The organism is Pseudomonas sp. NFACC39-1 (assembly GCF_900110355.1).
Classification (GTDB): Bacteria; Pseudomonadota; Gammaproteobacteria; order Pseudomonadales; family Pseudomonadaceae; genus Aquipseudomonas; species Aquipseudomonas tehranensis.
In genome coordinates, this window is record NZ_FODL01000002.1 from 231,921 (window position 1) to 243,405 (window position 11,485).

Sequence of the window (11,485 nt, forward strand, 5' to 3'; positions counted from 1 at the left end):
TTGGGTCCGAGGTGTTCACAAGTTATGTGACCACTGGAGATCCAATGTGGGAGCGGGCTTGCTCGCGAAGGGGTAATCAGCCGCGACACAAATACCGGATCAGCGCTGAACCACCTGCATCCCTTTCGGCTCTTTGGGCTGGACCCGTTTGGCAACCACGTAATGTTTGTTCCAGTACGGCTTGTTCAACGTGTCGATGGAGACCGACTTTCCACGACGTGGAGCGTGGATGAAGCGGTCGTTGCCCAGGTAGATGGCCACGTGGTTGACCCGGCGGCTCTTGAGCTTGAAGAAAATCAGGTCGCCGGGCTTGAGGTCCTTGCGATCGACTTTCTGCCCATGACCGCTGGCCATTGCATTGGAGGTGCGCGGCAGGTCGAAGGAGGCATCGTTAAAGGCGTACTTCACCAGGCCGCTGCAATCGAAACCTTTGCTTGGGCTGCTGCCGCCCCAACGGTAAGGTGTGCCCAGGACATTCACGGCACGACTCAACACATTGCTGGTCGCCTTGGTCGCCATGGGCGGAACCAGCTTGCTGTTGGCAGTGCGCACGCGCTGGGCGTATTGCTTGTTCTTGCTCGAAGGAGCAGAAACATGGGATTTAGGGGTGTAGCCGTTGACGTTGGGAAGACGTTGCTCACGATTGGTGGCGTGGGCGGCCAAGGGCAATAATAGGCAAATGGTTAGCCATGTCTTAAAAAATGGACGCATTAGGCAGGGCTCTTGAAGGTAAGCGCGCAACTTTATAACAGCTTTTTTTACGGTTCCGAGGCCGTTTGTCGAATCGCAACCCTAGGTGAAACCCGCATAATTGCGACATATTGACCCAATTGTCCGACAGAACCCAGACAGCACGGGGGTTTACCGGGTTCCTGAGGCTGGAGACCGCTTGTCGGCAATCCATAAAAAAGTCACAAATAATCCGAACAAATTTATCTATCGAGGCAAAAGAGGCGATTCATGAACAGCTATCAGCAGGACGCTTTACGCGATACCCACAGCAAAGTGATCGGCTATCTCTTGTGGATTTTCGGCTTTACCGGCGCCCACCGCTTCTATTACGGCAAGCCGGTCACCGGCACGATCTGGTTTTTCACCTTTGGCTTGTTGGGCATCGGCTGGCTGATCGACCTGTTCCTGATTCCGGCCATGGATCGGGAGGCCGATCTGCGCTTCACCCCGGGTCCACTCGAGTACAGCGTGGCGTGGATTCTGCTGACGTTTCTCGGTGTGCTGGGTGTGCACCGCATGTACCAGGGCAAATGGCTCACCGGCATCCTTTACCTGCTGACCGGCGGGGTGTTTTTCCTGGGGGTGCTGTATGACTTCTGGACGCTGAACGATCAGGTCTCGATTCGTAATGCGCAGAAGCGCGGGGCTTTTCACTAAGTCAATTAGACCGAGTCGCCTTCATCGCGAGCAGGCTCGCTCCCACATTGGATCGAGGTGTTCACAGGTTATGTGTTCACCGAAGATCCCTGTGGGAGCGAGCCTGCTCGCGATAAGGGCGACGCGGTGTCAGGCCTGGTGAGTCATCCGCCCATCCATCAGCGTATAACGCACCACCCCCGGCAAACTGTGGCCAAGGAACGGGCAGTTGTCGCCCTTGGAGCGCCAGGCTTCACCAGCCACGGTGGACGCGGCTGGGTCGAACAGCACCAGGTCCGCCGCCGCGCCCACCGCCAGTTTACCCACCGGTAGTTGCAGCGCGTCGGCCGGGCCGTTGCTCAGGCGTGCCAGCAAGGTCGGCAGGTCCAGCAATCCGTCTTCCACCAGCGTCATGGCCAGCGGCAGCAACAGCTCGACGCTGCTGATGCCCGGTTCCGTGGCGCCGAAGGGTGCCAGCTTGGCATCGCGCTCGTGGGGCTGATGATGGCTGGAGATGGCCGAGATCACCCCGGATTTCACGGCTTCGCGCAAGCCATCGCGGTCGGCGCGGGTGCGCAGCGGCGGCTGGACGTGATAGACGCTGTTGAAGTCGATCAGCGCTTCGTCGGTCAGGATCAGTTGGTACAGCGCCACATCGGCGGTGACGGGCAGGCCGCGAGCTTGGGCCTGGGCGATCAGTGCGGCACCGCGGGCGCTGGTCAGCTGGCTGAAGTGTGCGCGCACGCCGCTTTGTTCCACCAGCAGCAGGTCCCGGGCCAGGGCCACGGTTTCGGCGGTTTCCGGAATGCCCGGCAGGCCGAGGAAACTGGCGGTCGGGCCTTCGTGGGCCAGCCCACCTTCAGCCAGATCGTGATCCTGGGAGTTGAAGATCACCGTCAGGCCGAAAGTTGCCGCGTATTCCAGGGCGCGGCACAGGGTGCGGGTGTTGCGGAAGCTGTTGAGGCCGTTGCCGAACGCCACGCAACCAGCGTCGCGCAGCGCAATGAGTTCTGCCAGTTGCTCGCCATCGAGGCCTTTGCTCAAGGCGCCGATCGGGAACACCTTGGTATTGCCGGCTTCGCGGGCGCGATCGAGGATCAACTCGGCCACGGCCGAGGTGTCCAGTACCGGCTTGGTCTGCGGCGGGCAGCACAAGCTGGTCACGCCACCGGCGGCGGCGGCCCGGGTTTCGCTGACGATACTGCCTTTGCGGCTGTAACCGGGTTCGCGCAGGGCGACATTCAGGTCCACCAGCCCCGGAGCGGCCACCAGGCCTTGGGCGTTGAGGGTGTCGACGGCGGTAAAACCGGCCGGAGCGGCGCCAAGGGCGACAATTTTGCAGGCGTCGATATGGATGTCAGTCACTTGATCCAGGCCGCTGGCCGGATCGATCACGCGTGCGCCGAGAATGCTGAGCTTCACTGGGCGTTCTCCTGGTCGAATTGGCGCTGGGCCGTTTGCCCGCTCATGGCCATGGACAGCACGGCCATGCGGATGGCGATGCCGTAGGTCACTTGGTTGAGGATCACCGAATGCGGCCCGTCAGCCACTGCCGACTCGATCTCCACCCCGCGGTTGATCGGCCCCGGGTGCATGACGATGGCGTCCGGCTTGGCCCCGGCCAGGCGAGCGGTGGTCAGGCCGAACAGGCGGTAGAACTCGCCTTCGCTGGGCAGCAGGCCGCCGGTCATGCGTTCGCGCTGCAGGCGCAGCATGATCACCACGTCCACATCCTTGAGACCTTCGGTCATGTCGGTGTAGACCTTCACCCCGTATTGCTCGACGCCAATGGGTAGCAGGGTTTTCGGCGCGATCACGCGGATGTCCGGGCAGCCGAGGGTCTTGAGGGCCAGCATGTTCGAGCGGGCCACCCGCGAGTGCAGGATGTCGCCGACGATGGCCACCGAGAGATTCTCGAAGCTGCCCTTGTGCCGACGGATGGTCAGCATGTCCAGCATGCCCTGGGTCGGGTGGGCGTGACGGCCGTCGCCGCCGTTGATAATTGCCACTTGCGGGCACACATGCTCGGCAATGAAATGCGCGGCGCCGGAATCACCGTGACGCACGACGAACATGTCGGCCGCCATGGCCTCGAGGTTGCGCAAGGTGTCGAGCAGGGTTTCGCCCTTGCTCGCCGAGGAGGTGGAGACGTTCAGGGTGATCACGTCCGCCGACAGGCGCTGGGCTGCGAGTTCGAAGGTGGTGCGGGTGCGCGTGGAGTTTTCGAAGAACACGTTGCACACGGTCTTGCCGCGCAGCAACGGGACTTTCTTCACCGCCCGGGCCCCGACTTCGAGGAATGAGTCGGCGGTATCGAGGATTTCCGTCAGCAGCTCGCGGCGCAGGCCGTCGAGGGACAGGAAGTGCCGCAGCTGGCCCTGATCGTTGAGCTGTAGCGCTCGCTTGGTTTCGAGAGGCGTCATCGCAATGGACTCTTACAAGGGCAGTTAAAGGGCAAGGTCTTGCAGTTCGAGTTGCAGCGGCGCGGGGCCGGACAGCTTGACTCGCTCGTGGGCGGCCAGCGTCAGCGTCGCGCCGACCACGTTCGGGCGGATCGGCAGCTCGGCGGCGTCCAGGTCCAGCAGGCACACCAGGGTCACGCTGGCGGGGCGGCCATAATCGAACAGTTCGTTCATGGCGGCGCGGATGGTCCGGCCGCTCATCAGCACATCGTCGATCAATACCAGATGCTGGCCTTCAATCTCGAATGGCAGGGCCGAAGGGCGTACTTGCGGGTGCAGGCCGTTCTGGCTGAAGTCGTCGCGGTAGAACGACACATCGAGGGTGCCCAGCGGCGCATCGCTGCCCAGTTCTTCGAGCAAGGCCTGGGCGACCCAGACGCCACCGGTGCGAATGCCGATGTAGCGCGGTTCGCTGATGCCGCGTTGTTCCAGGTGCGCCGTGAGACGAATCGCCATCTGGCTGATCAGTTCGGCGGGATTGGGCAGGCTCATGCTGGCTCCTTCAGGTTCCCGGGCCGGTGGTCAGAGGCCCGGTTTATCGCTAAAAGAAAGCGCCCTGTCGGCGCTTTCAAAAAAATCAGGTTTCGAACAGGGCGGCGTTGGCGTCGAGCCAGCCTTGCAGCAGCAGGGCGGCCGCGATGGCGTCCACCGGGTTGTCGCGGTAACTGCCTTTCTGCCCGCCACGCACCAGGCGCTCGCCCTTGGCCTCGAACGTGGTCAGACGTTCGTCGTGGGTATAGAAAGGCAGGTTGTAGCGGCCGTTGAGCCTGCGGGCGAATTTCTCTGCACGAACGCACATGTCGCTGGGCGTGCCGTCCATGTTCAGCGGCAGGCCGACCACCACGGCGTCGGGTTTCCACTCCTTGATCAGCGCTTCGACCTGGTTCCAGTCGGGAACGCCGTTCTGCGCCTTCAGGGTGCACAGTTCGCGGGCCTGGCCGGTAATCACCTGGCCGACCGCCACGCCGATCTGTTTGGTGCCGTAATCGAAGCCCAGCAGCAAGCGCAGGGCCATCAGGCGTGTCCTGCCTGGCTGGTGAGCAGGCTGAGGTTGACCCCCAGCCGGCTGGCCGCCGCTTCCAGGCGCAGTTCGCTGCTGGTATTGAACAGAATGTCGGCGTCAAACGGACAGGTCAGCCAGGCGTTATCGGCCAGTTCGGCCTCCAGTTGCCCGGCTTCCCAACCGGCATAGCCGAGGGCGATCAGGCTTTTTTCCGGGCCTACGCCGTCGGCGATGGCGAACAGTACGTCCTGGGAGGTAGACAGCGATACGCCATCCAGGTCCACGGTGGCCTGGTAGGACGGCCCCGTCGGGTGGAGCACGAAGCCTCGGTCGGTCTGCACCGGGCCGCCGATGAAAATCGGGACGTGCTGGCACAAGAGTGGCGGTTCTACATCCGGGCGCAACTGCTCAAGAATGTCCGCCAGGTTCAGTTCCTGCGGCCGATTGATCACCAGCCCCATGGCCCCATTGGCCGTGTGCTCGACGATGTAGGTCAAGGTGTGGGCAAAGTTCGGATCGGCCATGTGCGGCATGGCAATCAGGAAGTGATGCTTGAGGTAGGTGGGGCTGACGTTTTTCATAGGCGCTAGTGTGGCGGCGCAGGGGCGAACTGACAAGCTGGGGATGTGCAGCAAATGCCTCGAACTGGCTGGTGACACCGATCAAATGTGGGAGCGGGCTAGCTCGCGAAGGGGGCAGTACATCCGACAGATCTCTTGTGGCAGGACCGCCGTCTTCGCGAGCAAGCCCGCTCCCACCAGGGATTTGGGTGGGGAATCAGTTGCTGGAGAGACGATCGCCCCGGGCGAACTTCCAGGTGCGGATGATTTCCAGGCGGTCGATGTCCGAAAGGTCCCCGGTAAACGGTGCGAACGGCGCGGCCAGGCGCACGATCCGCTGGGCGGCCTGATCCAGCAATGGCTGGCCGGAGGACTCCAGCACCAGCACTTCATACAACGAGCCGTCGCGGTTGATCGAGACCAGCAGCCGCAGGTTGCCATAGATCTGCTTGCGCCGGGCTTCGTCGGGGTAGTTGAGATTGCCGATGCGCTCGACCTTCTTGCGCCACTCGTCTTTGTACCAGGCGCCCTTGTCGCGCATGGTCGAGGCGGCGCTCAGGCGGTGGATGCGCGGGCGTTTGGCATATAGCTGCTGTTCCTGGGCCAGCTCGGCTTCCAGGCTGGCGATGTCGCTGGACAGTTGGGCGCTGTCGAAGGTGGGCACCGGGGCCTTGGGTTTGGGGTCGGGCCTGACCTCTTCTTTAACCGGGGCTTTTTTCGGCTTCGGCGCCACGGTGGTTACGGCTGCCTTGGGCGCCGTCTCCCGGACCTCGGGCTTGGCCGCTGGCGGCGGTGTGACCTTCTGCACTTTATTGTCCTGGAACGGCGCGATCTGGGTGGTTTTGGGCGTCGCCTTTTTTTCCAGGGTGCCACTTCCTTGCTGGTTTTCCTGGGCGAGGAAGTCCGCTTTCTGTGGCTTGGCTTCGCTTTTGAAGGTGGCCAGGGTGATTTCCAGGGTCTGGCTGATCTGTTTGGGTTCTACCGTGGCAAACCCGACGCCCAGCAGCAGTGCCAAGTGGATCAATGCCGCCAGGAACAGGGTAAAACCGAGACGATCAGCCGGGCGCACGCCGCGATGGGCGAGCTCTTGGGGCAGATCGGACGGGAGGGTCATGGCAAGGAAACCAACATCGCGTTTTTTTCAGGCCGGGCATGATAACGCAATGTGGGTTTCCTTCAGCAGGATCTGGATCAACGAGCCTTGAGCTTCTGATCGATGGCATCCATCAGCATCGCGCCGATATCGGTGCCGAAGGCGTTGTCGATCTCGCGGATGCAGGTCGGGCTGGTGACGTTGATTTCCGTCAGGTGCTCGCCGATCACGTCCAGGCCGACGAACAACAGGCCCTTCTCCCGCAGGGTCGGGCCGACTTGGGCGGCGATCCAGCGGTCCTTCTCAGTCAACGGACGCGCCTCGCCACGCCCGCCGGCCGCCAGGTTGCCGCGGGTTTCGCCGGCCGCGGGAATGCGCGCCAGGCAATAGTCCACCGGTTCGCCGTCGATCATCAGGATGCGCTTGTCGCCATCGACGATGGCCGGCAGGTAACCCTGGATCATGATCTGCTGCTGACCGTGCAAGGTCAGGGTTTCCAGGATCACCGACAGGTTGGGGTGGCCGGCGGTGTGACGGAAAATCGAGGAGCCGCCCATGCCGTCCAGGGGCTTGAGGATCACGTCGCCGTGGTGGTCGGCGAACTCACGCAGCACGTCCGGACGACGGCTGACGATAGTGGGCGGTGTGCATTGCGGGAACAGCGTGGCGAACAGCTTTTCGTTGCAGTCGCGCAGGCTCTGGGGTTTGTTGACCACCAGCACACCGGCGCTTTCGGCCTGCTCCAGCAGGTAGGTGGAATACACGAACTCCATGTCGAAGGGCGGATCCTTGCGCATGAGGATCACGTCCAGGTCGCTGAGCAGCGCATCGCGTTCGTCGCCCAGCTCAAACCATTTTTCGGGGTTGGCGAAGACGTTCAGCGGCTTCATCCGCGCCCGTGCCTGCCCTTCGGCCTGGTAGAGGTCGCGCTGCTCCATGTAGAACAGCTCCCAGCCGCGCTTCTGAGCGGCCAGCAGCATGGCCAGCGAGCTATCCTTTTTATAGGAAATGCTGGCGATAGGGTCCATGACAATGCCGACGCGTACGCTCATGGCTTGGTTCCTCGAAAATTGATGGGCACAAATGGTGTGAAAAAGTGGCGTCAGAGTGGCGCCCGGAAGATTGGCGGTCAAGGAAAAACCACTGTACCGAGCGGCCGATAGATCGGCGATGGAGACTGTGCTAAAAAGGCTGGCATGTGACGTGCGGGCCTTGAACATCAAGGGTTTGCGCTGTCGTTCACACTTACGCGTTAAAAACCGGTTTGCAGTGGCAATGGCAGAGCATCTTACGCAGCAGCAACCCAGCGCCTTGAAGGTCATGGTCATCGACGACTCGAAGACCATCCGCCGCACCGCCGAGACCTTGTTGCGCAACGTGGGTTGCGAGGTCATCACGGCTGTCGACGGCTTCGATGCCCTGGCCAAGATCGCCGACCATCATCCGGGCATTATCTTTGTCGACATCATGATGCCGCGCCTGGACGGTTACCAGACTTGTGCCCTGATCAAGAACAACAGCGTTTTCAAGGCTACGCCGGTGATCATGTTGTCGTCTCGGGACGGTTTGTTCGACAAGGCCAAGGGGCGCATCGTCGGCTCCGATCAGTTTTTGACCAAGCCTTTCAGCAAGGAAGAACTGCTGGGCGCGATACGGGCTCATGTTCCGGGCTTTGCCGCTGTCCAGCCGCACCAGGCACATTAATGACACTCGGCCATCGGGCCTGGGGTCAACGAAAAAATGGGGAACACCATGGCACGAATTCTGATCGTCGATGATTCGCCGACTGAAATGTACAAACTGACTGGCATGCTGGAAAAGCACGGCCACCAGGTCCTGAAGGCCGAAAACGGCGCCGACGGCGTGGCCCTGGCTCGCCAGGAAAAACCCGACGCGGTCCTGATGGATATCGTCATGCCCGGCCTCAACGGTTTCCAGGCCACACGCCAGCTGACCAAGGATCCGGACACCGGGCACATCCCGGTGATCATCATCACCACCAAGGACCAGGACACCGACAAGGTCTGGGGCACTCGCCAAGGCGCGAAGGACTACCTGACCAAACCGGTGGACGAAGAAACCCTGATCAAGACCCTGAACAACGTGCTGGCGGGTTGATGACGCGGCCATGAGCCAATCCCTGACCGCTTTCGAACTGCTCCTGCAGATCGACCGGCGTTGCCGGCTACTGGGGGCGGACCTGCCGTCACAGCCGACCCACGGTGACAGCTGGAGCGGCATCGGTTTTCGCCTCGGCGAACACTGGTACGTGGCGCCCATGGGCGAAGTCAGCGAAGTGCTGCACGAGCCGCGCTACACACATTTGCCCGGGGTCAAGCCGTGGGTTCGTGGTGTGGCTAATCTGCGCGGGCGCTTATTGCCGTTGATGGATTTGTGCGGTTTCTTCGGCCATGAGCTGTCCAGTGTGCGCAAGCAGCGGCGGGTGCTGGTGGTGGATCACGACGAGGTCTTTACCGGGTTGCTGGTGGATGAAGTCCTCGGATTGCAGCATTTTGCCCAGGACAGCCTGGAGCCGACGCTGATGGACGACCTTGACGGCCCGGAGTCGGCCTTCGTCAAGGGCCTGTTTCGCGGTGAACGGCAGTGGCTGGTGTTCAGCCCGTTTGCGCTGACGCGCTCGCCGGGGTTCATGGATGTGGCGATTTAGGTGACTGCACAACTCAGGGTAGGAGCTGCCGAAGGCTGCGATCTTTTGATCTTTCCAACAGACAGCTTGCTTTGACATAAGACCCTGGGATCAAAAGATCGCAGCCTTCGGCAGCTCCTACAGGGAATCCGGTCGGGCTTGGAATTGTGGATAGCAGTACAGGCGAAAATCGATGATCAAAGCAAAAACAGGCAAGCCTCTGGAAGCGTCGCGCAGTCGTTCGCAGATCATCGTGCTGTTCGTCGCGCTGATTGTCTTCATCATGCTGCTGTTCGCCAACTTCGCTTACCTCAACACCCAGTCCAACTACGACAAGCAGTACATCGGCCACGCCGGTGAGTTGCGGGTGCTGTCCCAGCGCATTGCCAAGAACGCCACCGAGGCGGCCGCCGGCAAGGCCGCGGCGTTCAAGTTGCTGAGCGAGGCGCGCAATGATTTCGCCCAGCGTTGGGGCTACCTGAAGCAAGGCAACCCGGTGACCGGCCTGCCACCGGCACCTGCTGCCCTGCGCCCGCAGATGCGTGCCGTACAGCTGGACTGGGAACGCCTGCTCAAGAACACCGATGCCATCCTGTCCAGCGAACAGACTGTGCTGTCGCTGCATCAGGTGGCGGCGACCCTCGCCGAAACCGTGCCGCAATTGCAGGTCGAGTACGAAAAAGTCGTCGAAATTCTCCTGCAGCGCGGCGCGCCCGCCGCACAGGTCGCCATGGCTCAGCGCCAGTCGTTGCTGGCCGAACGGATTCTCGGGGCGGTGAACACCGTGCTGGCGGGGGATGAAAACGCCAGTCAGGCCGCCGATACCTTTGGCCGCGATGCCGCACGTTTTGGTCAGGTGCTCAATGGCATGTCGCAAGGTGACTCGGTCTTGAAGATCTCCCAAGTACAGGATCGCGATGCCCGGGCCCGCCTGAGTGAGATCAGCGAACTCTTCGAATTCGTCTCCGGCTCGGTGGACGAAATCCTCGAAACCTCTCCTGAGCTGTTCAAGGTCCGCGAGTCGGCAGGCAACATCTTCAACCTTTCGCAAACCTTGCTGGACGAAGCTTCGCACCTGGCCACCGCGTTCGAAAACCTGGCCGGCGGGCGTTCCGCAAACGCCATCGGTGGTTATGTGCTGGGCCTGTTGGCGCTGATGTCGATCATCCTGATCGGGCTGGTGATGGTCCGCGAAACCAACCGTCAGTTGCGTGAAACCGCAGAAAAGAATGAGCGTAACCAGAACGCGATCATGCGTCTGCTGGACGAGATCGAAGACTTGGCCGATGGCGACCTGACCGTGACCGCCTCGGTGACCGAAGAATTCACCGGCACCATCGCCGATTCCATCAACTATTCGGTGGACCAATTGCGTGACCTTGTGGCCACCATCAACCTCACCGCCGGCCAGGTCGCCGCTGCGGTGCAGGAAACCCAGGCTACGGCCATGCACCTGGCGCAGGCTTCCGAGCATCAGGCCCAGCAGATATCCGAAGCTTCGACTTCAATCAATGAAATGGCCCAGTCCATCGATCAGGTCTCGGCCAATGCCGCCGAGTCGTCGGCGGTGGCCGAGCGCTCCGTGGAGATCGCCAACAAAGGCAACGAGGTGGTGCACAACACCATTCATGGCATGGACAACATTCGCGAGCAGATCCAGGACACGGCCAAGCGCATCAAGCGTCTGGGTGAGTCGTCCCAGGAAATCGGCGACATTGTCAGCCTGATCGATGACATTGCCGACCAGACCAATATTCTGGCCCTCAATGCCGCCATCCAGGCGTCCATGGCCGGTGACGCCGGGCGCGGGTTCGCGGTGGTGGCCGATGAAGTGCAGCGGCTGGCGGAGCGCTCTTCGGCGGCGACCCGGCAGATCGAGACCCTGGTGCGGGCGATTCAGGCGGACACCAACGAAGCGGTGATTTCCATGGAACAGACCACCACCGAAGTGGTACGCGGCGCCCGACTGGCCCAGGATGCCGGGGTGGCCCTGGAGGAGATCGAAGGCGTGTCCAAGACCCTGGCGGCGCTGATCCAGAGCATCTCCAATGCGGCGCAGCAACAGACCACCTCGGCGGGGCAGATTTCCTTGACCATGAACGTGATCCAGCAGATCACCACGCAAACCTCTTCCGGCTCCACCGCCACCGCCGAGAGCATCGGCAACCTGGCGAAAATGGCCAGTCAGCTGCGTCGTTCGGTGTCGGGGTTTACTTTGCCGGCAGCGCCTGTGGCGGATGAGGAAAAAGGGTGACGGGTTTGACTTGTCTGGCGCTGAAGACTCTTTGTGGCGAGGGGATTTATCCCCGCTGGACTGCGAAGCAGTCCCAAAATAGCCAGTCAGGGGCATAA

At 61.7% G+C, this 11,485-nt stretch carries 13 protein-coding genes; 5 read left to right on the forward strand and 8 right to left on the reverse strand.

What is annotated here, in order from left to right:
- Positions 1-99 precede the first annotated feature (99 nt).
- A complete protein-coding gene (locus BMY45_RS05390; RefSeq protein WP_092395466.1) occupies positions 100-711 on the reverse strand; it encodes a C40 family peptidase in 612 nt (203 codons plus the stop codon).
- A 249-nt stretch (positions 712-960) separates the two neighbouring features.
- Here BMY45_RS05390 and BMY45_RS05395 point away from each other — a divergent pair, with 249 nt between their 5' ends.
- The gene (locus BMY45_RS05395) at positions 961-1,389 is read left to right on the forward strand and encodes an NINE protein (RefSeq protein ID WP_047226005.1); all 429 of its coding nucleotides are present in this window, start codon (positions 961-963) and stop codon (positions 1,387-1,389) included.
- Between the two features lie 129 nt (positions 1,390-1,518).
- Here the strand turns inward: BMY45_RS05395 and BMY45_RS05400 are convergent, their stop codons facing one another.
- The 7 genes from BMY45_RS05400 to gshB form a co-directional block, all read right to left on the reverse strand.
- Positions 1,519-2,790 carry a dihydroorotase gene (locus BMY45_RS05400; RefSeq protein ID WP_092395468.1) on the reverse strand — a complete coding sequence of 424 codons (1,272 nt, stop codon included), beginning with the start codon at positions 2,788-2,790 and terminating at the stop codon, positions 1,519-1,521.
- Entirely contained in the window at positions 2,787-3,791 is a 1,005-nt protein-coding gene (locus BMY45_RS05405; protein WP_047226003.1) for an aspartate carbamoyltransferase catalytic subunit, read from the reverse strand. The genes BMY45_RS05400 and BMY45_RS05405 overlap by 4 nt, the downstream gene beginning before the upstream one ends.
- A gap of 24 nt (positions 3,792-3,815) precedes the next feature.
- The gene (pyrR, locus tag BMY45_RS05410; protein ID WP_047226002.1) at positions 3,816-4,322 is read right to left on the reverse strand and encodes a bifunctional pyr operon transcriptional regulator/uracil phosphoribosyltransferase PyrR; all 507 of its coding nucleotides are present in this window, start codon (positions 4,320-4,322) and stop codon (positions 3,816-3,818) included.
- Between the two features lie 85 nt (positions 4,323-4,407).
- Positions 4,408-4,845, reverse strand: a complete 438-nt coding sequence (gene ruvX, locus BMY45_RS05415; RefSeq protein ID WP_092395470.1) for a Holliday junction resolvase RuvX — start codon at positions 4,843-4,845, stop codon at positions 4,408-4,410.
- Positions 4,845-5,414 (reverse strand): YqgE/AlgH family protein, encoded by a 570-nt coding sequence (locus tag BMY45_RS05420; protein WP_047226000.1) that lies wholly within the window; start codon positions 5,412-5,414, stop codon positions 4,845-4,847. Before BMY45_RS05420 ends, ruvX begins: the two co-directional genes overlap by 1 nt.
- Before the next feature lie 196 nt (positions 5,415-5,610).
- Entirely contained in the window at positions 5,611-6,507 is an 897-nt protein-coding gene (locus BMY45_RS05425) for an energy transducer TonB (RefSeq protein WP_047225999.1), read from the reverse strand.
- Between the two features lie 77 nt (positions 6,508-6,584).
- Positions 6,585-7,538, reverse strand: coding sequence for a glutathione synthase (gshB, locus tag BMY45_RS05430; protein ID WP_092395472.1), 954 nt, complete (start codon positions 7,536-7,538; stop codon positions 6,585-6,587).
- Between the two features lie 223 nt (positions 7,539-7,761).
- Here gshB and BMY45_RS05435 point away from each other — a divergent pair, with 223 nt between their 5' ends.
- From BMY45_RS05435 to BMY45_RS05450, 4 genes are all read left to right on the forward strand, one after another.
- A complete protein-coding gene (locus BMY45_RS05435) occupies positions 7,762-8,190 on the forward strand; it encodes a response regulator (protein ID WP_047225997.1) in 429 nt (142 codons plus the stop codon).
- A gap of 48 nt (positions 8,191-8,238) precedes the next feature.
- A complete protein-coding gene (gene pilH / locus BMY45_RS05440; protein WP_047226188.1) occupies positions 8,239-8,604 on the forward strand; it encodes a twitching motility response regulator PilH in 366 nt (121 codons plus the stop codon).
- Between the two features lie 10 nt (positions 8,605-8,614).
- Positions 8,615-9,154: a chemotaxis protein CheW gene (locus tag BMY45_RS05445; protein WP_092395474.1), complete on the forward strand. Its 540-nt coding sequence runs from the start codon at positions 8,615-8,617 to the stop codon at positions 9,152-9,154.
- A 172-nt stretch (positions 9,155-9,326) separates the two neighbouring features.
- Positions 9,327-11,387, forward strand: coding sequence for a methyl-accepting chemotaxis protein (locus BMY45_RS05450; RefSeq protein ID WP_092395476.1), 2,061 nt, complete (start codon positions 9,327-9,329; stop codon positions 11,385-11,387).
- The last annotated feature ends 98 nt before the right edge of the window (positions 11,388-11,485 follow it).

What these genes read in the sequence shown, in the direction of transcription:
- BMY45_RS05425 (WP_047225999.1), bottom strand. Translation starts at nt 6,507, where the DNA reads ATGACCCTCCCGTCCGATCTGCCCCAAGAGCTCGCCCATCGCGGCGTG.
- ruvX (WP_092395470.1), bottom strand. Translation starts at nt 4,845, where the DNA reads ATGGCCCTGCGCTTGCTGCTGGGCTTCGATTACGGCACCAAACAGATC.
- BMY45_RS05395 (WP_047226005.1), top strand. Translation starts at nt 961, where the DNA reads ATGAACAGCTATCAGCAGGACGCTTTACGCGATACCCACAGCAAAGTG.
- BMY45_RS05420 (WP_047226000.1), bottom strand. Translation starts at nt 5,414, where the DNA reads ATGAAAAACGTCAGCCCCACCTACCTCAAGCATCACTTCCTGATTGCC.
- BMY45_RS05445 (WP_092395474.1), top strand. Translation starts at nt 8,615, where the DNA reads ATGAGCCAATCCCTGACCGCTTTCGAACTGCTCCTGCAGATCGACCGG.
- BMY45_RS05390 (WP_092395466.1), bottom strand. Translation starts at nt 711, where the DNA reads ATGCGTCCATTTTTTAAGACATGGCTAACCATTTGCCTATTATTGCCC.
- BMY45_RS05405 (WP_047226003.1), bottom strand. Translation starts at nt 3,791, where the DNA reads ATGACGCCTCTCGAAACCAAGCGAGCGCTACAGCTCAACGATCAGGGC.
- pyrR (WP_047226002.1), bottom strand. Translation starts at nt 4,322, where the DNA reads ATGAGCCTGCCCAATCCCGCCGAACTGATCAGCCAGATGGCGATTCGT.
- BMY45_RS05450 (WP_092395476.1), top strand. Translation starts at nt 9,327, where the DNA reads ATGATCAAAGCAAAAACAGGCAAGCCTCTGGAAGCGTCGCGCAGTCGT.
- gshB (WP_092395472.1), bottom strand. Translation starts at nt 7,538, where the DNA reads ATGAGCGTACGCGTCGGCATTGTCATGGACCCTATCGCCAGCATTTCC.
- BMY45_RS05435 (WP_047225997.1), top strand. Translation starts at nt 7,762, where the DNA reads ATGGCAGAGCATCTTACGCAGCAGCAACCCAGCGCCTTGAAGGTCATG.
- pilH (WP_047226188.1), top strand. Translation starts at nt 8,239, where the DNA reads ATGGCACGAATTCTGATCGTCGATGATTCGCCGACTGAAATGTACAAA.